25 protein-coding genes and 1 tRNA gene are annotated in these 23,995 nt (G+C 50.6%); 12 read left to right on the top strand and 14 right to left on the bottom strand.

Annotated features, from left to right (window positions below; genetic code table 11):
* Positions 1-3 precede the first annotated feature (3 nt).
* Positions 4-717 (top strand): purine-nucleoside phosphorylase, encoded by a 714-nt coding sequence (deoD, locus tag ACRQ84_RS11880; protein ID WP_483816166.1) that lies wholly within the window; start codon positions 4-6, stop codon positions 715-717.
* Positions 718-917: 200 nt separating this feature from the next.
* Positions 918-2,795, top strand: coding sequence for a penicillin-binding protein 2 (mrdA, locus tag ACRQ84_RS11875; RefSeq protein WP_064738533.1), 1,878 nt, complete (start codon positions 918-920; stop codon positions 2,793-2,795).
* Between the two features lie 9 nt (positions 2,796-2,804).
* On the opposite strand, the gene ACRQ84_RS11870 is transcribed toward mrdA, so the two are convergent.
* Positions 2,805-4,127 (bottom strand): methyl-accepting chemotaxis protein, encoded by a 1,323-nt coding sequence (locus ACRQ84_RS11870; RefSeq protein WP_483816165.1) that lies wholly within the window; start codon positions 4,125-4,127, stop codon positions 2,805-2,807.
* Positions 4,128-4,321: 194 nt separating this feature from the next.
* Here ACRQ84_RS11870 and ACRQ84_RS11865 point away from each other — a divergent pair.
* A tRNA-Phe gene (locus tag ACRQ84_RS11865) sits at positions 4,322-4,397 on the top strand.
* 131 nt (positions 4,398-4,528) lie between these two features.
* Here ACRQ84_RS11865 and ACRQ84_RS11860 read toward each other — a convergent pair.
* From ACRQ84_RS11860 to ACRQ84_RS11850, 3 genes are read right to left on the bottom strand one after another with little or no spacing between them, the layout of a single operon-like run.
* Positions 4,529-5,020, bottom strand: a complete 492-nt coding sequence (locus ACRQ84_RS11860) for an Hcp family type VI secretion system effector (protein WP_483816164.1) — start codon at positions 5,018-5,020, stop codon at positions 4,529-4,531.
* A 1-nt stretch (position 5,021) separates the two neighbouring features.
* Positions 5,022-5,285 (bottom strand): hypothetical protein, encoded by a 264-nt coding sequence (locus tag ACRQ84_RS11855; protein ID WP_483816163.1) that lies wholly within the window; start codon positions 5,283-5,285, stop codon positions 5,022-5,024.
* Entirely contained in the window at positions 5,263-5,781 is a 519-nt protein-coding gene (locus ACRQ84_RS11850) for a DUF2778 domain-containing protein (protein WP_483816162.1), read from the bottom strand. Before ACRQ84_RS11850 ends, ACRQ84_RS11855 begins: the two co-directional genes overlap by 23 nt.
* Positions 5,782-6,183: 402 nt before the next feature.
* Here ACRQ84_RS11850 and ACRQ84_RS11845 point away from each other — a divergent pair, with 402 nt between their 5' ends.
* Positions 6,184-6,573, top strand: a complete 390-nt coding sequence (locus ACRQ84_RS11845; protein WP_483816161.1) for a cupin domain-containing protein — start codon at positions 6,184-6,186, stop codon at positions 6,571-6,573.
* A 103-nt stretch (positions 6,574-6,676) separates the two neighbouring features.
* Here the strand turns inward: ACRQ84_RS11845 and ACRQ84_RS11840 are convergent, their stop codons facing one another.
* Positions 6,677-7,543, bottom strand: a complete 867-nt coding sequence (locus ACRQ84_RS11840; protein WP_483816160.1) for a LysR family transcriptional regulator — start codon at positions 7,541-7,543, stop codon at positions 6,677-6,679.
* A gap of 105 nt (positions 7,544-7,648) precedes the next feature.
* On the opposite strand from ACRQ84_RS11840, the gene ACRQ84_RS11835 reads away from it, so the two are divergent.
* From ACRQ84_RS11835 to gfa, 5 genes are all read left to right on the top strand, one after another.
* Positions 7,649-9,019 (top strand): MFS transporter, encoded by a 1,371-nt coding sequence (locus ACRQ84_RS11835; protein ID WP_483816159.1) that lies wholly within the window; start codon positions 7,649-7,651, stop codon positions 9,017-9,019.
* A 274-nt stretch (positions 9,020-9,293) separates the two neighbouring features.
* Positions 9,294-9,569, top strand: a complete 276-nt coding sequence (locus ACRQ84_RS11830; protein WP_064738546.1) for a metal/formaldehyde-sensitive transcriptional repressor — start codon at positions 9,294-9,296, stop codon at positions 9,567-9,569.
* Positions 9,570-9,741: 172 nt separating this feature from the next.
* Complete coding sequence (locus ACRQ84_RS11825; protein WP_483816158.1) at positions 9,742-10,230, top strand: helix-turn-helix domain-containing protein; 489 nt, start codon at positions 9,742-9,744, stop codon at positions 10,228-10,230.
* 308 nt (positions 10,231-10,538) lie between these two features.
* Entirely contained in the window at positions 10,539-11,648 is a 1,110-nt protein-coding gene (locus ACRQ84_RS11820) for an S-(hydroxymethyl)glutathione dehydrogenase/class III alcohol dehydrogenase (RefSeq protein ID WP_064738548.1), read from the top strand.
* Between the two features lie 56 nt (positions 11,649-11,704).
* Positions 11,705-12,280: an S-(hydroxymethyl)glutathione synthase gene (gfa, locus tag ACRQ84_RS11815; protein ID WP_483816157.1), complete on the top strand. Its 576-nt coding sequence runs from the start codon at positions 11,705-11,707 to the stop codon at positions 12,278-12,280.
* 109 nt (positions 12,281-12,389) lie between these two features.
* On the opposite strand, the gene ACRQ84_RS11810 is transcribed toward gfa, so the two are convergent.
* Entirely contained in the window at positions 12,390-12,827 is a 438-nt protein-coding gene (locus ACRQ84_RS11810) for a hypothetical protein (RefSeq protein WP_483816156.1), read from the bottom strand.
* A gap of 117 nt (positions 12,828-12,944) precedes the next feature.
* Here ACRQ84_RS11810 and ACRQ84_RS11805 point away from each other — a divergent pair, with 117 nt between their 5' ends.
* Positions 12,945-13,838: a LysR family transcriptional regulator gene (locus tag ACRQ84_RS11805; RefSeq protein ID WP_483816155.1), complete on the top strand. Its 894-nt coding sequence runs from the start codon at positions 12,945-12,947 to the stop codon at positions 13,836-13,838.
* A 25-nt stretch (positions 13,839-13,863) separates the two neighbouring features.
* On the opposite strand, the gene grxB is transcribed toward ACRQ84_RS11805, so the two are convergent.
* From grxB to ACRQ84_RS11775, 6 genes are all read right to left on the bottom strand, one after another.
* Positions 13,864-14,526, bottom strand: coding sequence for a glutaredoxin 2 (gene grxB / locus ACRQ84_RS11800; protein WP_483816154.1), 663 nt, complete (start codon positions 14,524-14,526; stop codon positions 13,864-13,866).
* 17 nt (positions 14,527-14,543) lie between these two features.
* Entirely contained in the window at positions 14,544-14,897 is a 354-nt protein-coding gene (locus ACRQ84_RS11795; RefSeq protein ID WP_483816153.1) for a putative quinol monooxygenase, read from the bottom strand.
* Positions 14,898-15,021: 124 nt separating this feature from the next.
* Entirely contained in the window at positions 15,022-15,219 is a 198-nt protein-coding gene (locus ACRQ84_RS11790; RefSeq protein ID WP_064738553.1) for a tautomerase family protein, read from the bottom strand.
* 122 nt (positions 15,220-15,341) lie between these two features.
* Entirely contained in the window at positions 15,342-16,262 is a 921-nt protein-coding gene (locus tag ACRQ84_RS11785; protein ID WP_483816152.1) for a LysR family transcriptional regulator, read from the bottom strand.
* A 158-nt stretch (positions 16,263-16,420) separates the two neighbouring features.
* Positions 16,421-16,828 carry a DoxX family protein gene (locus ACRQ84_RS11780; protein ID WP_483816151.1) on the bottom strand — a complete coding sequence of 136 codons (408 nt, stop codon included), beginning with the start codon at positions 16,826-16,828 and terminating at the stop codon, positions 16,421-16,423.
* A 98-nt stretch (positions 16,829-16,926) separates the two neighbouring features.
* The gene (locus ACRQ84_RS11775) at positions 16,927-17,829 is read right to left on the bottom strand and encodes a LysR family transcriptional regulator (RefSeq protein ID WP_064738556.1); all 903 of its coding nucleotides are present in this window, start codon (positions 17,827-17,829) and stop codon (positions 16,927-16,929) included.
* A 140-nt stretch (positions 17,830-17,969) separates the two neighbouring features.
* On the opposite strand from ACRQ84_RS11775, the gene ACRQ84_RS11770 reads away from it, so the two are divergent.
* The gene (locus tag ACRQ84_RS11770; RefSeq protein WP_483816150.1) at positions 17,970-19,559 is read left to right on the top strand and encodes a carboxylesterase/lipase family protein; all 1,590 of its coding nucleotides are present in this window, start codon (positions 17,970-17,972) and stop codon (positions 19,557-19,559) included.
* Positions 19,560-19,605: 46 nt separating this feature from the next.
* On the opposite strand, the gene ACRQ84_RS11765 is transcribed toward ACRQ84_RS11770, so the two are convergent.
* Complete coding sequence (locus ACRQ84_RS11765; protein WP_483816149.1) at positions 19,606-20,301, bottom strand: 3-keto-alpha-glucoside-1,2-lyase-like domain-containing protein; 696 nt, start codon at positions 20,299-20,301, stop codon at positions 19,606-19,608.
* Between the two features lie 482 nt (positions 20,302-20,783).
* Between ACRQ84_RS11765 and ACRQ84_RS11760 the strand changes: the two genes are divergently transcribed.
* Positions 20,784-20,999 (top strand): YdgH/BhsA/McbA-like domain containing protein, encoded by a 216-nt coding sequence (locus tag ACRQ84_RS11760; RefSeq protein ID WP_224933836.1) that lies wholly within the window; start codon positions 20,784-20,786, stop codon positions 20,997-20,999.
* 944 nt (positions 21,000-21,943) lie between these two features.
* Here the strand turns inward: ACRQ84_RS11760 and ACRQ84_RS11755 are convergent.
* A complete protein-coding gene (locus ACRQ84_RS11755) occupies positions 21,944-23,989 on the bottom strand; it encodes an FAD-binding oxidoreductase (RefSeq protein ID WP_483816148.1) in 2,046 nt (681 codons plus the stop codon).
* Positions 23,990-23,995 lie beyond the last annotated feature (6 nt).

Genomic DNA, 23,995 nt, shown 5'->3' with positions numbered 1-23,995 from the left:
ACCATGGCAACGCCTCATATTAATGCAGAAATGGGTGATTTCGCGGACGTCGTGCTGATGCCGGGCGATCCGCTGCGCGCTAAGCACATCGCTGAAACCTTCCTCGAGGATGTGGTGGAAGTGAACAACGTGCGCGGCATGCTCGGTTTCACCGGGACCTATAAAGGCCGTAAGATTTCGGTAATGGGTCACGGCATGGGCATTCCATCCTGCTCGATCTACACCAAAGAGCTGATCACCGATTTTGGCGTGAAGAAAATCATCCGTGTGGGTTCATGTGGCGCAGTGCGCGCAGACGTGAAACTGCGTGATGTGGTGATTGGTATGGGTGCCTGCACCGATTCCAAAGTGAACCGCATGCGTTTCAAGGATCATGACTTTGCCGCGATTGCTGACTTCGACATGGTGCGTAATGCGGTTGATGCGGCGAAAGCGCTGGGCGTTGATGCGCGCGTCGGTAACATCTTCTCCGCCGATCTGTTCTATACGCCAGATCCGCAGATGTTCGACGTGATGGAGAAGTACGGCATTCTGGGCGTGGAAATGGAAGCGGCGGGAATTTACGGCGTGGCCGCCGAGTTTGGTGCGAAAGCGCTGACTATCTGTACCGTGTCAGATCACATCCGCACCCACGAGCAAACCACCGCGGCGGAACGCCAGACCACCTTCAACGATATGATTAAGATCGCGCTGGAGTCAGTGCTGCTGGGCGATTAATTTCGACCCTTGCTGCGCACATTAACCAGGGCGGCATAAATGCCGCCCCTACAATCAACGTAGGGTCGCCATTCATGGCGACCTGGCTTCCCACCGTAAACATCTGACACACTTTTACCCAGGCTTGTGCATCTTCGTGCTGGCTCTGAAACAATCTCTGCTTATCATTAGCGTGATAACAAAGAGACTAAGCCCACCGAATGAATTTCCGTAATTTCGAAGCAGAAGAAAAGCTGTTTGCCCGCCGTGCGATTGTCGCTTTTGCCCTGGTTGTCATCTGCTTTACCATTTTAGGCATCAACCTGTATCGTCTGCAGGTCGATCAGCACAGCTATTATCAAACGCGATCGAACGAAAACGACATCAAAATGATCCCCATCGCGCCCACGCGCGGGTTGATCTTCGATCGCAACGGCATTCCGCTGGTGCGCAATGTTAGTTGGTACGACATTCACATCACGCCGTACAAAATCGACAACATGCAGGAGACGCTGAAAGCGCTGACGCCAATTGTCGATCTCACGCCAGAGGAAATTGAAACCTTCGAACACGAACTTAAGCAGAACAGTCGCTACAAGCCGGTCGAACTGAAAGCGGAACTGACTGACGAAGAAGTGGCGCGCTTCGCCGTCAATCAATTCCGCTTTAGCGGCGTCACCGTCGATACCTATCAGGATCGGGAATATCCTTACGGCGCCGATCTGGCGCACGTGCTTGGCTACGTCTCAAAAATCAACGATAACGACTACAAACGCCTGAACGCACAAGGCGTTGGTGAGAATTATGCCGCTGACCACAATATCGGTAAGCAGGGCATTGAAGGCTATTACGAATCGCTGCTGCACGGTAAAACCGGCTATCAGGAAGTGGAAGTCGATAACCATGGCCGCATCGTGCGCGTGCTAAAAGAGGTGCCGCCGGTTGCCGGTCAGAACATCACGCTGACGCTCGATCTGCATCTGCAGCAGTATGTTGAGAGCCAGCTGGCGGGACAACGCGCCGCCGCGCTGATTGAAGATCCGCATGACGGTAGCGTGCTGGCGATGGTCTCCGCACCGAGCTACGATCCCAATCCGTTCGTCAAAGGGATCAGCTACAAAGCCTACAAAACCCTGCTGCAGGATAAAGACCTGCCGCTGATCAACCGCGTCACCCAGGGCTTGTATCCGCCGGCTTCCACGGTGAAGCCTTACATGGCGATGTCGGCACTGCTTAACAAAGTGATCACCCCAAGTACCACTTTCTTCGGCGCGCCCACCTGGACGCTGCCGGGCACCGATCGCAAATATCGCGACTGGAAAAAATCGGGCCACGGCATGCTGGACGTGACGCGCGCCATTGAGGAATCTGCCGACACCTTCTTCTATCAGGTGGCGTTCATGATGGGCATCGATCGCATCCACACCATGCTAAGCCAGTTTGGCTATGGCAAATCGACCGGTATCGATCTCAACGAAGAGTACGCCGGATTATTGCCGAGCCGCGAATGGAAGCAGAAGGTACATAAACATGTGTGGTATCAGGGCGATACCGTTTCGGTCGGCATTGGACAAGGTTACTGGGTGGCGACGCCGATTCAGATGGTAAAAGCGATGGTGGCGCTGATCAACAACGGCCGGGTGATCAATCCGCATCTGCTGGAGAAATCGCAGCGTGGCACGGTGGTGCAGCCGTATCAGGCTAAATTACCGCAGCCGCAGATTGGCGATGCCAAATCGCCTTACTGGTCGCTGGTGCGTCACGCCATGTTCGGTATGGCAAATGCGCCGAACGGTACCGGCTACAAATACTTCCACACCGCGCCTTACGGCATTGCGGCGAAATCGGGCACATCGCAGGTATTCAGCCTCAAACAGAACCAGGTGTATAACGCCAAAATGACGCCGATGCGCCTGCGTGACCACATCTTCTACACCGCATTTGCGCCGTTTAACGATCCCAAAGTGGCGGTGGCGTTGATTCTGGAAAACGGCGGCAACGAAGGCGTCACCGCGGCGCCGTTGATGCGTAATATTCTCGACCATATCTTTGTACCGGAAGCCACTGCGCCGCCGGTGATCACCGCGGCGGCGCAGTAAAAAAGTAAATTATCCCTCTTTCAACGCATCGGTAACATGGCTGATGGCTCGTACCACTTCGCTGGAACTGCCGCGAATATCGGCCATCATACCGCCAGCTTCTTGCGCTAACACCACGCCGTGATCGGCGCGTTTGAGGTTCGATGCAATGCCTTTCAGCGCCTTCTCGGCCAGCGTGTGGTTCTGCTGCACCCTATTTTCAATCTCGGTGGTGGCGCGGTTAATGTTGGCCGCCAGCGTGCGCACTTCATTGGCAACCACGGCAAAGCTGCGACCATGCTGACCGGCGCGCGCCGCTTCCACCGCCGCGTTAAGCGCCAGCAGATTGGTTTGATCGGCGATACGGCGAATGCTTTCAACAATGGCGCCAATACGATCGGATGATTCGCTCAGATCGTTGATATCGTCCGAAATACCGTGCAGTTCGCCCGCCAAATCATTCATGGTCTGCACGCTGTTCTCAATGACCGTGGCGCCCAATCGCGTGCTCTCGCTGGTTTGCAGCGCGGTTTGATACGCCTGCTGCGCCGCTTCGCGCTCTTGCTGATTTTTCTCCACCTGCGCGGTGACATCGGTGGCGAATTTCACCACTTTGTACAGTTCGCCAGCTTCGTTAAACACCGGATTATAGGTAGCGCGTAGCCACACGGTTTGGCCGCGTTTATTCACGCGCTGGAACTGGCCGGAGATAAATTCGCCCTGATTGAGCTTGTGCCAGAAGCGGCGATATTCGTCGCTGTTACGCATTTCGGGTGGGCAAAACTGGCTGTGATGAACACCGACCACTTCTGCCGCGCTGTATCCCAGGGTTTTCAGGAAGTTGTCATTGGTCATCAACACTTCGCCCTTCAAATTGAAGGCAATCACCGCCATCGAACGCTCTATTGCGGTGGTCATGGCGCGCTGCTCCTGCGCATCCATAATGCGTGCGGTGATATCGCTCGCTAGCTTGACGATTTTTACCACCCGGCCGCTGCGATCCTGCACCGGCACATAGTTGGCTTCCAGCCAGATAGGGCGGCTGTGTTTCGCCACGCGCAGGAATTTGTCGCTGAAGCCTTCACCGCGATTGAGACGACGCCAGAAGTCGCGATATTGTGGCGAATTGATCAAATCTGCGGTGCAGAACACGCTGTGATGCTGGCCAACGATCTCTTTGAGCGTATAGCCCATGCGCTCCAGAAACAGTTCGTTAGCGGTAAGGATTTTGCCGTCTGGGGTGAATTCGACCATGGCGATAGCGTCCTGCAACGAACTGAGCGTTGCCATGCTGTGACTGCGTTTCTGCCACGCGAGGCGCGACATGATGCCTGATGTAATTGTGCTGAACATGGTGGACCTTATTATTGGTATGAGATGTCAGCACGGTTATCGGCATAAATGCTTAAAAATTCACCGATAACAGCGATAGGCGGCATGATTTTTTACCGCTTGGTCTGGTGGTTGCTTTAAAAGGCATCAGTCAGCGATTTTTTGCCGAAAAGCGTTTGACGGTGCGGTCTGAGTAAGGTTTAATGCGCCCCGTTGCCCGGATAGCTCAGTCGGTAGAGCAGGGGATTGAAAATCCCCGTGTCCGTGGTTCGATTCCGCGTCCGGGCACCAACATTTAGAAAACCCAGCTTATGGCTGGGTTTTTGCTTTTCTGGGTTTCATCAAGCTTCATACAATCTTGCGACGATTACGACTCAATGCGGTACTTGAGTTTTTGTATCTCAAAAGCAGGAAAGGTTGTTCTAAGCGGTTGGACGCTCGTTCCATGCATCGGTGTACTGGATATTACCATCCACAATACGCCACGTGATTTTCTCATACTGCAAGCTGACGTTTTCCGTATGGTTTAGTTTGTCATTGCCTGCAAGCTTCACATTTGCCACGCCGCAGTTAACGCCGGTGACCTTCACGTTTTCCATCAGCACCGTGTAATAGCAAACTTCCTGACCAGCATCGCTAATGTTATAGAAGCGAAGTTCAGCGCTTTTTAGCGTCTGCCCGGTGGCTGCTGCCTTGTACAGATAAGGCGTGGAGCTATCCACTTCTTTCTCAATCATCATTGATGAATGCTGGCGCGTACCGGTGATCCTACCGTTAGATCCGTCCACTGGCAGGTTAATGCCGTGGCTCATGCCGATAATTTCAATGCTGCCTTCACGGTCGTGAACATCGACAGATCCTCGAATATCTGCTCCACCATCATCTTTAAGCAACATATACGGAGGGATTGGCATTTTACTTGATCCTTATTTTTTTGATTAACTTCATGGTTGTTAAGTAAACAGCCGTGGTGATGGTCACCACGATGACAACATCAAGGTAGAAATAGGCGTCGTAGAGGGTTTCGATATTGGATTCGCCGCTGATAAATACGGCAACCTTTCGGGCGTAATCCTGAGAGATATACGTTTCAGCGCCACCGAGCGATCTGCCCACAGCCAGCGTTATTAATATGAAGAAAACGCATTTTGCGGCCCTACGGGCAAGTGTTTGAGCCATTGGCGACAACCTCAATTAATCCTCTTGCCATCAGCGAAGGCTTACTTGGCACGGACACCATTGAAGTGTTCATAAACGCCTGGCGGATACGTGCATAGTCAGAGTTGTGGGGAATGGTGATGCAGCCTTCTGATATGGTCCCCGGATGAAGCCTGAATAGTTCACGGCGCACGCCTTCATACCATGTTTCATCGTCAATGGCTGAGTCCTCTCGATAGAGTGCAAACCATTCACTTCGACCAAAGGCCACACCGTTCACATACTTGTTCCAGGTATCATGTAATTCAGCCTTTCGCTTACCAAAGAAGCCACCCGCGCCGCGATCGACAACCCAGTATCTTCCCGGTGGCAATGGACCGTCTCCCGCAACTGCGCCGCAGCCCCCACGATTACGGTAAGCGCCATTACCTGAGAACGCCATGAAAATGCCGACGCCGTAGATGTTTAACGGTGCGTAATCTGCGCCGTTCAGAATCAGTTTTCCATTCAAAGCCATAACTCACCTAATATCCATATAATAACTGTGCGTTATGATAGGTAAGGTTGCCTTTTAGGACCAGTGATTATTAATGTTTCTTATGCAATTACACTCTTTGACAGGCCATAGGTGATGAGCTGACAGCCATGTAACACCTGGCCTGATGAGGCGCTAATGCCGAGAAATAATATTAATTAAGCCGAAATGACAACTATGTGCCAGGAGCAAGCTTTCAGGTCAGTCGCCAAATCCCGTGCGTTCTCGAGCTTCAGCAGCGCTATTTTGTCACCCAACTTTAATTAATAACCAAAAATAATTAATTTGGCGCATTAAGAGCCTTAATTGTCGAGTTAATTCACCGTTCTAAAATTTAAGCTATTCTTTTGCAGTGGCTTTAATTTAATCGTTATAGGGGAAAAGATGAATAACGCGACTGATGAACATAAAAACGAGTCAGAGATCTTGCTTAAAAGTGGGCTTGCCTGGAATGGACAACAATTAGAGCACTATCCTTCTGGTGAACTTGAAATCACCGTTATGAAAATGACCATCCCCGCTCATTCAGAGCTGCCATGGCATACTCATCCCATTCCAAATACCGCCTACATTCTGTCCGGTTCGCTAACCATTGAAGACAAAGAGAGCGGAGAAACTAAAACTTTTCACGCTGGTGAGGCTTTCAATGAGTCCATCGATATTGCCCACCGTGGGTTCACCAAAGATGAAAGTACTGACGTCATTATTTTCTATGCAGGCGCTAAGGGTGAGGAGCTCTCCATCCCGTTACCGGGAGAAGAATCTGAGTATTAAGATATTTATTGTCTGTAAGTAATTGTTTTTAAACTGAAGTGAGGTGGATGAATCCACCTCACTTCATGTACATTGCCTGTGTTAGACCGACATAGTTAACGAGTTACTGATTCAACCCTAATCCTTTCTTATCTAAAAATTCAGTCATTGTCTGCGCGATTTTTCGTATCTGCGCATCGTCTCGTAGGTCTGGGTGTTTTGCTAACCAGATATCCAGCGTTAGCATCGGTTTTTCAGTGGACAATTTAATCAGTCGGGGTTCTTTATCAGCTAAAAAACACGGTAAGCCCGCAACGCCAATTCCCGTACATGCAGCCTCATATTGATTGCTTAAATCGCTGACTTCACAACAAACCCGCTGGTTTCCTATAACTTCATTCAGCCATCTTTTGTGCTCAAAACTGGGTTCCTTATGGGAATAGGCAATAAAATCCCAGGTTGAGGCATTTTTAATATTGCTGTAATGAGGCGCGGCATATAAACCAAACCTCATCAGCCCCGCTTTTTTTATAATATCGGTCTCTTCTATTGGCGGAGAGAGGCGCAGGGATAAATCAGCCTCCATTTTTGAAAGAGACACAAATTGCGCTTCACTCTGAATAGAGAGTTGGATGTCAGGATTTTGCTGCGTCATCTCAAAAATAGCGGGGGCAAAAAAATGGCGGGCGAGTATTGGCGGCGCCGAGATCGCCACCCGGGAACGGGCAGATGTTTTAACTGAGGAGGAGAGCCGCGCGACGGAATACACTTTCGCCTCAATCTCCTTTGCCTCGTTTAAAATTTTTTCACCTATCGGTGTCAGGCGCGATTCACGTGGCAGGCGGATGAAAAGCTGAATGCCCAATTCTGCTTCAAGCGATGCCAGTCGGCGACTCACTGTGGCTTGATCAACCTTCAAATCTTTTGCAGCACCTGAAATCGTACCGGCTTTGGCAATGGCCAGAAAAAAGCGTAAATCTTCCCAATTCATGATGTATGCGTTTTTGCATGGATGGTGTGCAAATTCTAGTATTTACGCATGCCGTGTCAATTCATATCCTTTCGACATGGTTAACTCATTTTGGCTTCATTTGTTATGTCGAAAATAACCCCCACCTTAGCGGCAATACTCATCTCATCTTGTCTGGGATTTTTAGTGGTTCAGCTTGATGTCAGCGTAGTGAATGTTGGGTTGAGCGCCTTGAAAGATGCGTTTAAAACGGACCTTACTGGCCTTCAATGGGTGATCAATAGCTATGCTTTAGTGTTTTCAGCACTGCTGATTCTGGGTGGCGCACTCGGGGACAAGTTAGGTGCAAAGACCGTCTTTGCCTGGGGGTTTGGCGTCTTTACGTTTGGTTCAATCGGCTGCGGATTAGCTGACAGCATGGCAATGCTGATTACGCTGCGGGGTATTCAGGGAATTGGCGCTGCCCTGTTGGTGCCGACCTCCTTAACGTTGATCAGGCTGACTTTCCAGGATGCAAACACCCGCCGTACCGCAGTGGCTATGTGGGGTGCCTGTGGAGGTATCGCGCTTGCTGCCGGTCCGGTACTGGGTGGCATTCTCATCCAGTATTTGGGCTGGCACAGCGTGTTTTTAATCAATGTTCCCATTGGCCTTATCGCGATCATCCTCATCCTGCGTTTTGCTCCAGCTTCTCCACGTGTCGATAAGAAAGTCGATGTGCCGGGCCAAATAGCCAGCGCTATTGCCATCGCCTCCCTGACATATGCCCTGACAGAATCGAGCGATCGGGGATGGACAATGTTGCCGCTTATGGCGTTGTGTCTGGCAATCCTCTCAGCTTTCCTATTTACCGTCACGGAAAGGCATGTCGCGGCTCCAATGTTGCCTCCTCGCTTAGTCAAAAATAAGATGCTGATTGCAATGTGCCTCAGTGGCGCCGTCATCAATCTGGTTTTTTACGGCACCGTTTTTGTGCTCAGCCTCTTTTTCCAGACCGTTAAAGGCTATGGTGCGTTCCAGACTGGCATCGCTTTCATTCCTTTGACCGCCGTGCTGACCCTATCAACGATGATATCTTCACGTGTTGCACGTCGCGTAAGTGCCATACGTATCATCACCACCGGATTTAGCGTGCAAATTATCGGGTTTTTATTGTTATCCCAGTTATCGGTTAATGCCTCTTTTTGGTTGTTGAATGGCGCACTCATGCTGGTCGGGATGGGAAGCGCGATGTCAGTACCCTCAGTCACCAATACGATGCTTGCTTCAGTCTCACAGCACGATGCCGGCATATCCTCGGGATTGATGGCGTCAGCAAGACAGTTGGGTGGGGTCGTGGGCGTAGCCATCTTTGGGGCGCTAATAACGCATACCGATACGCAAACATTTTCGCACGGCATGGCTAAAGCGATGCTGTTATCTGCCCTGGTGTTGTTGGTTTGCATCGTGATAAATCTCGTTATGACGCGGCGCGCCCGCGAAGCAGTGGAAATGTAGTTTCAGCTAAGGATGGAAGCCAGCATTGCAAACGCCGTGTTGGTTAACTTGAAATGAACTTGCCCTTTATGTTGGAGCATGATCAATTTTACACTGTGAATCAGTGCTAACAGGGGTATTGGAGTCACCGTTCCCATCTGGCAAACTGTCCGGCAACGCTCATGGCTGCAGGCTAACAAGTCTATTTTTAAGTGAACGACTGTTATGGCAGTCATCGCTAATGAAGATAGCGCCTTCATGTTATGATATACCCCGGTACAGTATGTGAGGATGTATGCCACACTCTCCTGAAGATAAAAAGCGTGCGCTTAACAGAATTAAAAGAATACAGGGACAATGCGAAGGCATTCAGCGATCGCTGGAAGCGGGCGTAGATTGTGCTCCTGTATTGATGCAGATGGCTGCAGTAAGAGGCGCGATGAATGGTTTGATGACCGAGATCCTGGAAAGTTATATAAAAGAAGAGTTCGCGGGAAAGTTAAACGCCGATAGCAGCAGTGAACAGGAAATTGGTGAGCTGGTTAAATTAGTTCGCTCTTATTTTAAGTGATATTGAAGCGGGTGCTTACTGAGTACCTTTGAAAAGCAGCATCTTTAGGTGCTGCTTTTTTATGTCTGCAATTAACACGCTCAGTCTATTAAATTATCATCGTTAAATTATTTGAACGAGTCGCCGTTAATCTATGTGCTAAAGTTTGTTCAGAATTTTACGGGTGATCAATATGACTATTTCAAGTAACCACAAAATTAGCTCAGGCATGAGCAATTATTCATTTAAAACAGATGATTGCAGTGGTAGAGAGCTCGTTTTGCACGCTGTTGTCAGAGACATTATAAAGTGGATTGATGGCAATCTTGATGTCAATCTTAGAGTTGACGTTATTACCAGACGAAGCGGTTATACACACTGGTATTTTCAGCGCAGATTTAAGGACATTACCGGAATATCAATAGCGGATTACATCCGGATTTGTCGTGTAATAAACGCAACCAGTGCGCTAATCACTACCGACAAAAATATTATGGCGATCGCAATGGACAATGGATTTAGTAGCCAGCAAACCTTCACGCGTGTTTATCGTCATTACGTTAACGAACCGCCCGGAAGCATCCGCAAGGCCTATTGTGGCGAACCAGCCTATGTTGAAAATATGAGGTCAGCAATGTTTCAGAGCTATCCTTTCTTCCAGAATAGGGATACGGCTCATTAATCTTTTCTCATCTTCTGTGGTGCGATAGCCTGACAGCGATTGCAGCTCTCTTTGCGTCATCATTAAGAGAGCGTTTGCAGAGGTCTCAGTAATTACTCACAATTACTCTGATTTTTAATTTCGTTTAAAAACAATAAGATGATTTGTTTTTAACAGGAAAGACAAAAATCCTATATACCCCTATAGGGTATACGATCTATACTCCCTCTACTCGATAAACTTTTACCACCTCTTTAGGGCGGCGTGATGAGCAATTTGCAAACAATCACCCCGCTCAATCCGAACCCTCAATTAAGTGGAGTGCCGTAATGAAATCACGCGCTGCTGTTGCATTTGGCCCTGGCCAGCCTTTAAAAATTGTTGAAATTGACGTTGAGCCGCCACGCGCTGGCGAAGTGTTAGTCAAAATCAGTCACACGGGCGTCTGCCACACTGACGCCTTTACCTTGTCAGGTGATGATCCTGAAGGTGTTTTCCCTGCAGTTCTTGGTCATGAAGGTGCTGGCGTAGTCGTTGAGGTTGGCGAAGGCGTTACCAGCGTAAAAGCTGGCGATCACGTTATTCCTCTTTATACCGCCGAGTGTGGCGAATGCCTGTTCTGTAAATCCGGCAAAACTAATCTGTGCACCGCCGTTCGTGCCACCCAGGGCAAAGGCCTGATGCCGGATGGCACAACGCGCTTCTCTTACAACGGTCAGCCGATCTATCACTACATGGGTTGCTCAACATTTAGTGAGTACACCGTGGTCGCTGAAGTCTCTTTGGCGAAAATAAATCCGGAAGCCAATCACGAACACGTTTGCCTGCTCGGCTGCGGTGTAACCACCGGTATTGGCGCTGTTCACAATACGGCAAAAGTGCAGCCTGGTGATTCCGTAGCCATTTTTGGCTTGGGCGGCATCGGCCTCGCAGCCATTCAGGGTGCGCGTCAGGCGAAAGCCGGCCGCATCATTGCTATTGATACCAACCCATCCAAGTTTGAGCTGGCTAAGCAGTTCGGCGCAACAGACTGCATCAATCCCAACGATTTCGACAAACCGATTCAGGACGTCATTATTGAAATGACAGGCTGGGGTGTCGATCACTCTTTCGAATGTATCGGCAATGTGAACGTGATGCGTGCAGCGCTTGAGTCTGCTCACCGTGGCTGGGGTCAGTCGGTCATTATTGGCGTTGCGGGTGCGGGTAAAGAAATTTCCACACGTCCGTTCCAGCTGGTTACGGGCCGTCAATGGAAAGGCTCTGCATTTGGTGGGGTTAAAGGACGTAGTCAGCTGCCGGGAATGGTTGAAGATGCCATGAAGGGTGAGATTGAGCTGAAGCCATTTGTGACTCACACCATGTCACTTGATGACATTAATGATGCATTTGACCTGATGCATGAAGGCAAATCTATCCGCACCGTTATCCACTACTGATCTCTCAACGCATCGGGTGCGGCGCTTGTCGCACCTGTTTAATCAAGGATTCATTCATGAACGTTCAGAAAATCCATCCAGCGGTAGACGCCGGCATTAAAGCGGCAAATGAGCATTTTTCTGGTGGCGTGTTACGTTGCCACTGCACGGAGAATCAGGTTGAAGTACAGCTTGATAGCCAGACGATGTTTAACCACGCCTGTGGTTGCACGAAATGCTGGAAACCCTCAGGTTCGCTCTTCTCACTGGTTGCTGTTGTTCCCAAAGACAACGTCTCTGTCATTGCACACGCAGAGAAATTGAAAGTCGTTGATGAAAAGGCCCTGATCAGACGTCATGCCTGTACTGACTGTGGTGTCCACATGTATGGCCGCATTGAGAACGAGCAACATGCGTTTTACGGTCTGGATTTTGTGCACACTGAACTGTCTGATAGCGAAGGCTGGTCTGCACCAGGATTTGCCGCTTTCGTTTCGTCCATTATTGAAAGCGGCGCGCCGGTTTCTAAAATGGCCGATGTCCGTGAGCGCTTAACTGACCTGGCGTTAACGCCATACGATTGTTTGTCGCCAGAACTGATGGACATGCTGGCCGCTCACAGCGCCAAACAAGCTGGAACCTGGCAGGCATAGTTGTCTTGAAGTGAGTGTCTGTCAGTCACATTCTTTACTATAACAATGATATGCAACGACGCTTTGCCGGTTACTCGCCTTGCAGTAACCGGCTTTTTTATGCCTGAAATCATGCGGCATGAATCGCCGTGATGCCGAGGTGATGGGTTACCTCACGGACAAATACAAATCCTGCGAGTACCTGCAGCGCCGCTTCTGATAAGGAGAGCGGATGGTAGGAAATATCATCTGCCAGTTTATTGAAAGCGTCCTCAATGTGCTCGGGTGTGGCTAAAGATGCACCGTCTAAATAGCTCGCACATACCGCCTTTAACAACGGATCTTGACTGGTTGCCTCACCGTGGATCGGCGTGATTGTCGAATCGGATTCAATAATCTCCTCGGTGCGATAAATCATCATTTCAAGGTGCCAGGCGGTCAGCGATGTCTGCGCCGTTATTCCTGACAGGATGTAATCCAGTCCCTTCGCGACATCAATTTTTTTGGCCGATTCTGGCCAGAAAAAATGTGTGCTTTCACGTAATAGGGAAAATTCAGCGTTAATCATTTCACACCCTCAAGCGGCTAAAGGAGAACGTTAAGCGTCTGCCTGACGTTGAACGCGTTAAAAATAGATGACATCATAAATACCACTAACGGGCTCATCTACAACAAGGTGTTTCTAATGGATCGTCTTACCAGTATGACGGTTTTTACGCGTTCCGTAGAACTGGGCTCATTTACCGCCGCCGCTGAAGCGCTGGATATGTCGCCACAGCTGGTTGGAAAAAACGTTTCCTTCCTCGAGCAACATCTGGGCGTTCGTCTGATAAACCGCACCACTCGACAGCACAGCGTGACTGAAGCAGGCCGAGACTTCTATGAGCGGGCAAAAATTATTCTTGCTGAACTCGAAGCGGCAGAATCCTTTGCTGCAGAGACGCGAGCGACACCGCGAGGCCGCATCCGCATCAATGCGCCGGTCACCTTTGGTGTTCATGCGCTTGCACCGTTACTCCCGACATACCTCAAGCAAAATCCTGACGTTACGGTTGAACTGATGCTGGCGAACAGAATGGTAGACCTGATTGATGAGGGGGTTGACATCGTTTTTCGGGTTGGGCATCTGCCGGACAGTGGTTTGGTGGCGCGCGCGTTACACCCTTACCAACTGATTGCCTGTGCTTCACCCACTTACCTGAATGATGCGCCACCATTGGCTCATCCCCGCGATCTCAGCCAACATGAGTGCCTGATTTTCAGCCATACCTCGTTGAGAACACATTGGGAGTTTGAAAGCGCTGAAGGGATGCTGCGTGTTGCCGTCGAAGGAAGGTTGATGCTGGACAGCGGTGAAGCGCTCATCAATGCGGCTCGCGCCGGGCAGGGCGTAGCACTACAACCCGCTGAACTGGTTAACCCATTGATTCAAGAGGGTAGCCTGGTTCAGGTATTGGGTGCTTATAACATTCCCACGCGTCCTTTGCATATTCTCCACGCCCCCGATCGGCGCCTGACGCCTAAGGTTCGCAGCTTCCTGGATTTTGCTTCAGACCACTTTGGTTCCGGGCGGCTTTGAATATTTGCCGCCCGTAAACATCGGCTCAGATTGCGATGTCATCATTGAGATTGACCTGGGATTTGACGGCCATCTCTCTGCGCCATGCATCCACCCTTGCTGGCCACTTCATCCCTTTAACGATGGATAACGAGCGCAGCAGTGGGAAAAGACGAATATCCGTCAGCGAGAAATGCTCGGTATCTTGCTCTTGCTGCGAGAGCAACAGCTCAAGAACCTCCAGCTTTGCATTTATCTCCGTCACCATGGTTGCGGTTTGGTCCAGCAAACGTGGGAAGGGACCAAAAACGGCTTCTTTCTTGCTGACAAAATAGTGTCTTGCAGCATCCTGACGAAACTCTTCAAAATCAGCGCTTGCCCAGCGTGGGATCGCCAGCGGATAAATCAGTTTTGTCGCCTCTTCCATCCAGGCTTCGATGGCTGAATTGTCAGGCACCGTCACCACAGCCGAACCGTAGGTCTCATCAATGTATTTGACGATGTCCAGACTTTCACCAATCGCTTCATTGCTTTCAGTGACCAAAATCGGAAGCATTTTTTTGCCGATAAGACGAGTGGGTGTTTCTTCATCATCGTTCGGCAACGTAATGATCTCGCACGCAACATCTTTCAAGCCAAAAATCATGCGTGAGCGCACGCAGAATGGGCAGTGATCGTACACATAAAGTTTCATAGCAGCGTCTTTCATGGTTTTTAATCTTAAAATTAACGGGTAAATCCATCAAAAGGTGTCATATACACGGCACCAAACGGATCTAAGCGTTTGCGGATTTCTTCATCGGGTTCGCCGTAAACCGTCAGGCCGGTGATGGTCACTAAAGAGAGAAAGGTTTCGGCGAAAGGTGCGAAGGTGTGATCAACATGGCTCACCAGATCCTGCTGACGATAACGCTCAACGATGTGCGCGGTTTTCTCATCGTCGCTGACGCTGTAGACGTAACTCAGTGTGCCGGGCTCTTTACTGGTGGCTTCTACTACGCGTGAAACCAATGCTTTAAACGCAGGAAGTTGTCCGTCATTGACGGCCAGGTTAAACACGCAGGTAATTTCATTTTTCATCGTAATCTCCAGAACGGTGGGAGCAGGCGAACGTGCAAAGAAGAGAGGAAGAGATTCCCCGTAAGAGGAATATGCCGCTACGCGCGGGGGCATAGCGGCGGATTTGACTAAGTTGCGCTGCTTGCTAGCTCGATTTCTTCAGCGTCTCAGCAAAAATCTCACCTGAGATGGCCCAATTGCTGGTGGTTACGTCGTTGAAAATGACATAGACATACTGTGGATCAACGTTGGCGTGGGTGGCGATAGCTTCAGTCACAGCTTTAGCGATAGCAGGTTTAGCATCATCACGACCATCGAACATCTGGATATTAACGACTGGCATAGTAGAACCCCTTCATCAGTGGATAAATTGTCAGATAACCTGACGATGAAGAAATCCTACGCTGATAGCTGAGGTGGATAAACAGGCTCAAAGGGGACAGAGTGTAGAACTGAAGTCTACAATCATTCGAATGCTTTTTGTGCCGCTAATTCGATTAACTCATCAATGATAAAGCGAACGCCGGGTAGTAAATGACGGGCGCGGGGCCATATAACATTCAACTCGGTGGGCGCTGGATTGCAGAAGGCAAGCAGTGGCACCAGTTTTCCAGCTTGGATGTGGGGTCGTAACAGCGCTTCAGGAAATTGAATCAAACCGGCTCCGGCAATACAGGCATCGATCATGGCATCGCCATCACTGATTTGATGAAAAGGTGTGGGTTTAAGTCTGATGTCCTTACCGCTCTCGTCACGGATTAGCCAGCTAAGCGGTGCGCCGCCGCGCCAGGCCAGAATACAGCGGTGATCGGCCAGTTCGGTCAGCGTCTCAGGTTTCCCGTACGTCGAAATATAGGCGGGAGATGCGCAGATAATCAGATGTTGATCGTTCAGCTTACGGGCGATGAGATCGGTGGTGTCTTTAACCGGACCAAAGCGGATAGCGAGGTCAAAACCAATGTCCAGCGGATCAATGATGCGATCGTTAAACGTGATGGTCAGTTTCAGATGCGGATAGCGTTTGGTCATGTCCATCAACACCGGCATCATCACCGAGCGGCCAAACGCGGCGGGTAAATCTATCCTCACTGTGCCAGTGGGCTCCGTTAGCTTTGAACGCAGCGCCATCTCGGCCATTTGCAGCGTTTCCAGCGCACTCTGGCAACTTGCCAGATACGCTTCACCTTCGGTGGTCAGGCTGATTTTACGTGTGGTGCGATGGAAGAGTGGAATACCGAGATTATGCTCAAGCCGCTGGATACTTTTGCCAATGGCCGATTTCGACACACCCAACTGTTCAGCAGCTTCAGTAAAGCTACTGGCGTTAGCCGCCGTCACAAAGTGGACGATGCTGCTGAAAGACTCTGTGGAAATCACTGTGGGCATCGTGAGCGCCTGGATGAAAATCAGAGGGTTACTTTAGCGTAAACGCGAAAAGCAAAACAGCGCACTGGCAGGATCAATCAGATGAAAGGCACGCGGGTACAACGTGGGGAAAAGCAGGGTTGAATGGCGAACAATCTGTTCGCCATCAGCAGACATTTTTATTTTTTTATTGCGGTAGGTTTGAGGGCAAACTTGCCGTCGCCGGTCAGTGCCAGAACAATCAAACCGATAATCCAGAATGCAGGGAATTCCCAGCCACCATTTGGGTTAGTAAAGAAGAAGCCTGCAGGTCCATGCACAGTGACAATCGCGCCCAGTAAAACCGGAATCAGCACGACAGCAACGATGCGGGTGTAGATACCCAGAATCAGTGCAATCGCGCCAATTAACTCAATTGCCATGGTGAGGTAAGCCAAACCACCCGGCAAACCCAGCGAGGCAAAGAATTTCGCGGTACCTGCCGGTGTGAAGACAAAAAACTTCAGCCCGAAGTGCGCAAGAAAAAGGATGCCTAAAGACAGGCGCATTAACAGAGCTGCATAAGGTGTTGTGCGGGTATCGAACATGGTGTTTTCCTCTCATTAAGTTGATGAGAGGACTTTACACTTATTCCGTTAAGGAGATTATCGGGTTAAAAAAGGGAATATTATTTCCATATTGGAAATCATTCCCAGCGCGGTGCGCCGGCAAAGCCTTCAACCAGAAAATCGATAAGTGCCCGTGATTTATGCGCAATATATTTTGCCGGTGGATAGAGGGCATAAAGCCCCATTGGCGGTGCTTCCGAGGAGGGAAGAACGGTCTCAAGCCTACCCGCTTTAAGCGCCTCGCTGACCACAAACGAAGGCAGGCGGGAGATGCCTAACCCTGCAGTGGCCGCATTTAAACACACTTCGGCATTGGAAAATTTCATCCTTCCTTTAACAGCCTGCGTGATGAGCTGCTTGTCCTCATCAAGAAATGGCCACAAGTAAGGTTCACGAAAATTCGTGTCCACCACGCAGTCATGTTCGGCGAGTTGCTCCCAATGGCTGGGCGTTCCCCGCGCAGCGAGATAATCCGGAGAAGCGACAAGAACAATTCTGATATCACAGAGTTTTCTGGCAATTAAGCTGCTGTCTTCTAACTTGCCAATGCGTAAGGCCAGATCAAATCCTTCATCAATGACGTTTACCAGCCGGTCAGCAAAACGCACGTCGAGTTCAATATCAGGATAGCGATGCGCGAACTCAATCAACAAATCCGGCATTTGCAGTGTGCCGAAAGTAACCGGCGCTGAAATACGCAAGAGGCCTGAAGGTGTGTTCGAAGAGTTTCGGACTGAATCATTGAGGGCATCATAGTTGGCGATGAGTTGACGAATCTGCTCGTAATAAGCACGGCCCACTTCCGTTGGTGTCAACGAACGGGTGCTACGCCGAAGCAACGTTACGCCCAGATCACGTTCAAGACGTGAGATCAGCTTTGAGGCTTGTCCATGGCTGACACCCAAGCGCTGCGCTGCCGCGGTAAAGCTACCGGTTTCCATCACCGCGATGAACATGCGGTCACACTCAATTCTTTCCATAAGCCCTCAGGTGGGTCGTTATCCTTAATTAAAAACAAATCATATATAAAGCATGTATGAATTTGTCATTTATTTCGTTTTGTTCCAAATCTAAGGTGTGACGTATTAATGCTCTGCTCCGGGAGGATTGAGCTGTCTAAATGAATATTGAGGTTAATACGATGGACGATAATAAGCTAACGGGCCTGAACCGCTGGCTGTCGGATTTTCTGACGCCAGTCAGTGCTCCACAATGGCCAGAAGAAACCCCGCATGAAATCGACTCACCCGTCGGCAAGCTGCGCGGTAGCTTGCACGACGGCGTGTGTATTTATCGTGGCATTCCCTACGCCCAACCACCGGTGGCGACGCGTCGATTTGCTCCTCCCGTGCCCGTTCCGCCCTGGCAAGGCGTCAGAGAGGCGACTCAGTTTGCGCCGATGAGCCATCAAGGTGGCGAAGGTAACGTCTCCGAAGACTGCCTGTATCTGAATATCTGGAGCCCGGAGGCCAGTCGCGCAGCGGCACTTCCGGTTTACGTTTTCATTCATGGTGGCGGCTACGTTATGGGAAGCGGTTCTCAACCGCTTTACGAAGGAAAACATCTGGCTCAGCAGGGTATCGTGGTTGTCACTCTGAACTACCGTTTGGGTACGTTGGGCTTTCTGCCCTCGGCTGCTGCGTACGAAGAGCATGGCACCACAGGTAACTGGGGGCTTCTCGATATTATTGCGGCTCTCAAATGGGTACAGGAAAACATCCGGGCATTTGGGGGGGATCCTTCGCGCGTTACGGTGGGTGGAGAATCCGCTGGCTCTTACGCGGTCAGTACGCTGATTGTGTCACCGCTTGCCAGGGGCTTGTTTGATCAGGCGATTATGCAAAGCGGAAGCCTGCCCAACGCCACGGCGGTTGCGCCTGAACACATTCTCTCTCTTGAACAGGCCAAAGATCAGGCGTCACGGGTTTTTGATCAGTTTGGGTTAAAAGATGATGCAGCCGGTCTCGAAGCGTTAAGGGAATTACCCGTAGATAAATTGTTGGCCTTATCGACGCATTCAACGTTACAGCCGCCGCAAGTCGCCGGTTTCTGGCCCGTGCCAGACGGGCATGTTTATCATGCAAACCCCGTAGATACACTTGCAACAGGTGAGGTAAATCCGGTAAGGCTGCTGACAGGGTTTAATACCGATGAAGGGAGTCTTTTCGTACCACCAGATGTGACTGAGCAGCACTATGCATCATTAATTGAGAGTGCCTTTGGTGACAACGCCGCGCAGATTTTGCAACGTTTCCCGGTCAGCATGGAATACAACGCGCCAGCGCGCATGAACCAGCTCATTACGCTGGGATTATTGCGCAGCGGTCTTTATCTCTATGCTGATGCGCTGGCACGTCATCGCGAAGTGTATGTCTATCATTTCGACTATATCGATCCGGATATTACGGCGACAGGGTTGGGCGTCATTCATGGATCTGAATTGAAGTTTATTTTCGGTAATCTTATCCATTCCGATAGCTGGGATGATGAAGCGAAAAGTATGGCCAGCAAGATGCAGGCGGCGTGGAGTAATTTCATAAAATATGGCAATCCCAATCCGCACAATACGCCGCCTGAAAACCCGCTATGGCATAAATATCATCCTGCTTCGCCCCAAGAGATGCATATTGCTGAAAAATGGAAAATGCAGCCGGTAGTAGACTGGGATAATGTGGTGTTTATTAATCAACGACTACAACGTCAGCGTTAAAATCGTTAATGAGCCAAAGGCGTCCCACATTGGGGCGCCTTTTTGATTATTCGCTTTCCGAGGTGACTTTCAAATCTTTAAACCATCCAATCGTCCCTGACTCAATCCAGATACCGACACCGCCCTGAGCTTTGCTACCCAGTTTAAGATCATTGACGATGAAAGCAGGCGTTGAGTTATGATTCAAATACAGCGTAGCATGCTGATCTTTAACTACAATTTTCACGTAATTCCATTCATTTAGCTTAATGTCAGCGTAGGTTTCATAACGCTCAGGCGCCTCTTTACGCAGCCGGTCAAAACGAAAGTCCGGATAAGCAAAATACTGAACGCTATGATTACGCCGTACTTGATCCTGCGACTGGCTATTGGTGGGACGTAGATAGATGTTTTCAAAACTCCCCTCTGGCTGAATGCGAAATGAGATGCCCATAAAACCCCGTGCGTAGTCAGGCGCGCCTGTCGCCAGCGTACTGGCAATCTCGACCTCAATAACACCGTTATGGAAGTTAATGGGGAGCCAGGCCATATAATTGCGATCGGTAAGTGTCTCTTTATTAGGGTCTTGCCATTGACGAGCTGGCATCGACAACCGCAATGCGTTGCTTCCTTTAACGTTCCCGTCCTCCAACGTGACGCCTATCAGGTTGAAGTCCTTAGCGGTTTTAGTTGGCGTGGTACTGGCTTCTGAGATGAACGCAAGAATGCAGCCAACCGTTAACAATCCACTTTTTTTTAACATGCTTGACCGCCTTAAATATTGAGTCGTGTTTATGCGAGGTTACGATAGAGGCGATCCTGAGAAGGATAAATAACAGTGTGGTATCAACAGAATATGTAGCGTGTTTGGAATGAAAAGAGGAGGGATCAACCAATGCCAATATATGCAGTAAAGAGCGGAGTGATCCTCTGCTGTTTGCACGAGCAGAGCGGTAATTTTACTCACCCGTCAATTCTTTAAACATGACTTATCTGTACAGCCTCCACTGCTCCGCTATCACGAGGCAGGTAAGACTGTGCATTCCTACTGAGCAGAGATTGGACTGGGTTATCAATCGATGCAGTCGAGCCCATAGGCATACTTATAAGAAAGGCCTATCAGTGTGATAGTTAGCGAGATAACAATACCAGCATTTATTGTTAATATTGAAATGGTCACCATGGTTATTATTACTTCATCGAAAGCAAACGTGCTTTCAACCATACATACTAAGGAATATGACCATGAAAACTATCAAAGCAATGTCTATCGCCGCTGTAGCCGCTCTTTCACTGATGTCAGCAGCCAGCTTCGCGCAAACTGTTACTGCAACTTCCCTGACACTGGATGGCGCGGAAGCGAAAATCGCCGCACAGGCACAGCAGCAGGGCCAGCAGTACAAAATCCTTGAAGCCAGCAACGGCAACGTTGTTCACATGACCGCTGAGCTTTATAAATAACAGATGGTCGCAAAAGGAAGTGCCGGAAGAGGTCGCCTTACAGGCGGCCTTTTTCGCTTTTGAACCTGCACGGACTTCTGTTTGAAATCACTCACAAATATCTTCTCGACGTTTTTACGCGCCGGATGGGATCTGCTGATTGATTTAATGGGTCGCTGAAACAAAGTTAAGACGATTATAAACCTGGCCGCTAATCCAATGCAGATTATTGGTTCGTCAGCCGCTTAATATAGCCGTTATGACTCCGGACACGTCACGTTATAAAGGAGATAACCAGATGATAAATAGTGAGGAACTACAGCGACAGGCAGAGTATTTTGCCTATGCTTATCTGGATGGGAAACCTGCGCGTATGCCGAGGATACTTTTCAGTCAATGGCCTGTATTTATTGCTACCGTTAAAAAACGACAGGGAGAATACCTGGGTTCGTTAAATAAAACAGGGGTGCTGGTTTAGCTTGATAAGCTATGTGTTGGTCAAGCAAACCCATCATCATGCCCAAATCCCACACCGTTCAGTATTAGTGTTTCAATGAATTTTTTCGCCATCTATATTAATGCAATCATAGTGTTAGATAATCACAGTGAACGAAATTTAGTTCCATTGATTATTAACGAATGAGCATCAGTCTATTTTTGCCTTGGTAATCAGTGTCAAAATACTACTGCTGAAATCTGTACCTTGCCCCTGATAAGTATAATTCTCTGTCATCGTGCATCCCGGGCAATGTGAGAATGAACGACAGCGCAGAAATGCATATCCGGTTTTCGCCAGACTGCGCAGAATGACCCTTTTCACCACCATCGCGGCTTGGCTGTGTAAAAAGTTTGGCTATGAAGCCGTGAATAAGCCGAACTATGCGCCGAACTATGCATGGGTAATAACGCGTGGGTAATAACCCGGCCCGATATCTTTAAAACCCAAACACTGTAAACCTCGCCGCCTATAGCGCCAGGTGAATCGCCTGCTCATCGCCATCTTGCTGCGCTGGCAGTGCGCAGCAAATCAGCACTTCATCCTCGGCCACGCGGGCGCTCGGTGGCGTTTTATAGGTCACTGAGCCCTGTAGCAGTTGGGTTTTACAGCTGCCACAATGTCCGGCGCGACAGCTGAATGCCGGGCTCAGGCCACGCGCTTCGGTCAGCTCCAGCAGCGAACCGGCATCCGGCGTCCAGCGCGCCTCTTTCAGTGAATCCATAAACTTCACCGGCACCGAATGCGTCGCCACTGGCGCCAGCGGTTTTTCTTCAGTCACAACAGAGCGCGTGCGCTGCAGCGACGACGGCCCAAAGGCTTCGGCGTGAATGCGGTCATCCGCGATATTGTAAGTGCGCAAGCCATCGTACAGCGCTTGCGTGAACGCCGGCGGGCCGCAGAGATAGAAGTCGTAATCGTTAAACGGTAGCACCCGCGAGAGCAGCGCCATATCAATGCGTCCCGCGAAGTCGTAATCCGTGCCGGGTTCCGCATCCGTTGTCTGGCTCAGCACGCGTATCATTGTTACCGCGCCGTGCGCCGCCGCCCGCAGCTGGTCGAGTTCGCGCACGAAAGGGCGCTCGGCTTTGCTGCGTGCCGACTGGAAAAAGAACGTCGGGCGCAGGCGCTGTTTGCGTTGTCCTTCAAATATCAGATGGCGCAGCATCGCCAGCAGCGGCGTGATGCCAACGCCAGCGGCAAGCAGCACCGCCGGGCGTGATGCATGAGCATCAAGCGTGAAATCACCCGCTGGCGCACGCACGTCCAGCGTATCGCCAGCCGTCAGGTGATCGTGCAGGTAGCGCGACACCACACCTTCACGCTTGACGCTGATGCGGTAAAAGCCATCCGACGGCGCCACCGACAGCGTATAAGCGCGCATCAACGGCTTATCTGTATCGGGCAATTGCACGCGAATCGGCAGATGTTGACCGGCCAAATGCGGCAACAAACCCGCGCCGTCATCCGGCATTAAATGAAACGAGCGAATCGTGGCGCTCTCATCCACCACCTGCGTAACCTTAAACGGACGCCAGCGCGATGCCCGTGCTGTGGCTTGCAGGCGCTCGTCGGCCTTTTGCCAGTCCCCGGTCATCAGTGAACTGGGCGCTGCACCGTCGGCCTGCGTTAACCATCGCAAGGCGAGAGCGGCACGTCGACGCACCATTCGGCGCGGGCGAAATGTCCACAGTCGCTCTGCACCCTGAAACGCGGCGATCTCCGGCGAGTCGAGAATGACCTCGGCATCGCCGCTCATTTGCAACGTGTCGCCGCTGGCGTAATCAACAAACAACAAGCCTGCTTTGCCATTTTGATGGATATTGCCGAGCGTGTTGAAAAACAGATTGCCGTTGAAGTCGGGAATGGTCAGCAGGCCATCCTCACTGACGCGCACGAAACCCGGTTTGCCGCCACGATGCGAGGCATCAACCTGACGTTCGGCATAGGTGGCGACGTAGAACGTATCCGCAGCGGCGAGGGTGGCGCGGGCGGCATCATCCAGCGCGATCAGGGTTTCCACTTCACCGTGATAAGGCTCGGCGGGATCGTGCGCAAAATGAAAATCGCGCAGCTGGATATAGCGTGGGCAGTTGCCAAAACTCTGCTCCACCTCTACGCGAAAACCCCCGCCAATCGCGTGCAGCACGCCGTTCATGCGGTTACGACGCCGCGTATGCAGTTCGATGCCGAGCAGCCCAACCGGCGCACCATCGTGCATACCCGCCGCCGCCGGATCGCCCTGATGCGGATGCGCTTCGATATCCAGCGTGGTGGCGTTGGGCGAGAACATAAAGCCGGGTTGGCCTTCCAGCAGCGTGACCCACGCGTCGCCGTGCGCATCGACGCTGCCGGCAACAATAAAGGGCAGCTGCGCGTAGAAGTCTCGATGTTGATCGGGCATGTGATCGCGGATCACGCGCTGGCCGACTTCAGCCATGCGCTCCGCCACGCCAGCCTGCTGCTGGAGCGCAACTTCACCCTGATGCCACACTGACAGTTTCTCGCCCATCATCCTCTC

The sequence above is a fragment of the Pantoea sp. E2023-21 genome, assembly GCF_051302795.1.
Taxonomy (GTDB): domain Bacteria; phylum Pseudomonadota; class Gammaproteobacteria; order Enterobacterales; family Enterobacteriaceae; genus Pantoea; species Pantoea ludwigii_A.
This window is presented reverse-complemented; position numbering and strand designations above follow the sequence as displayed.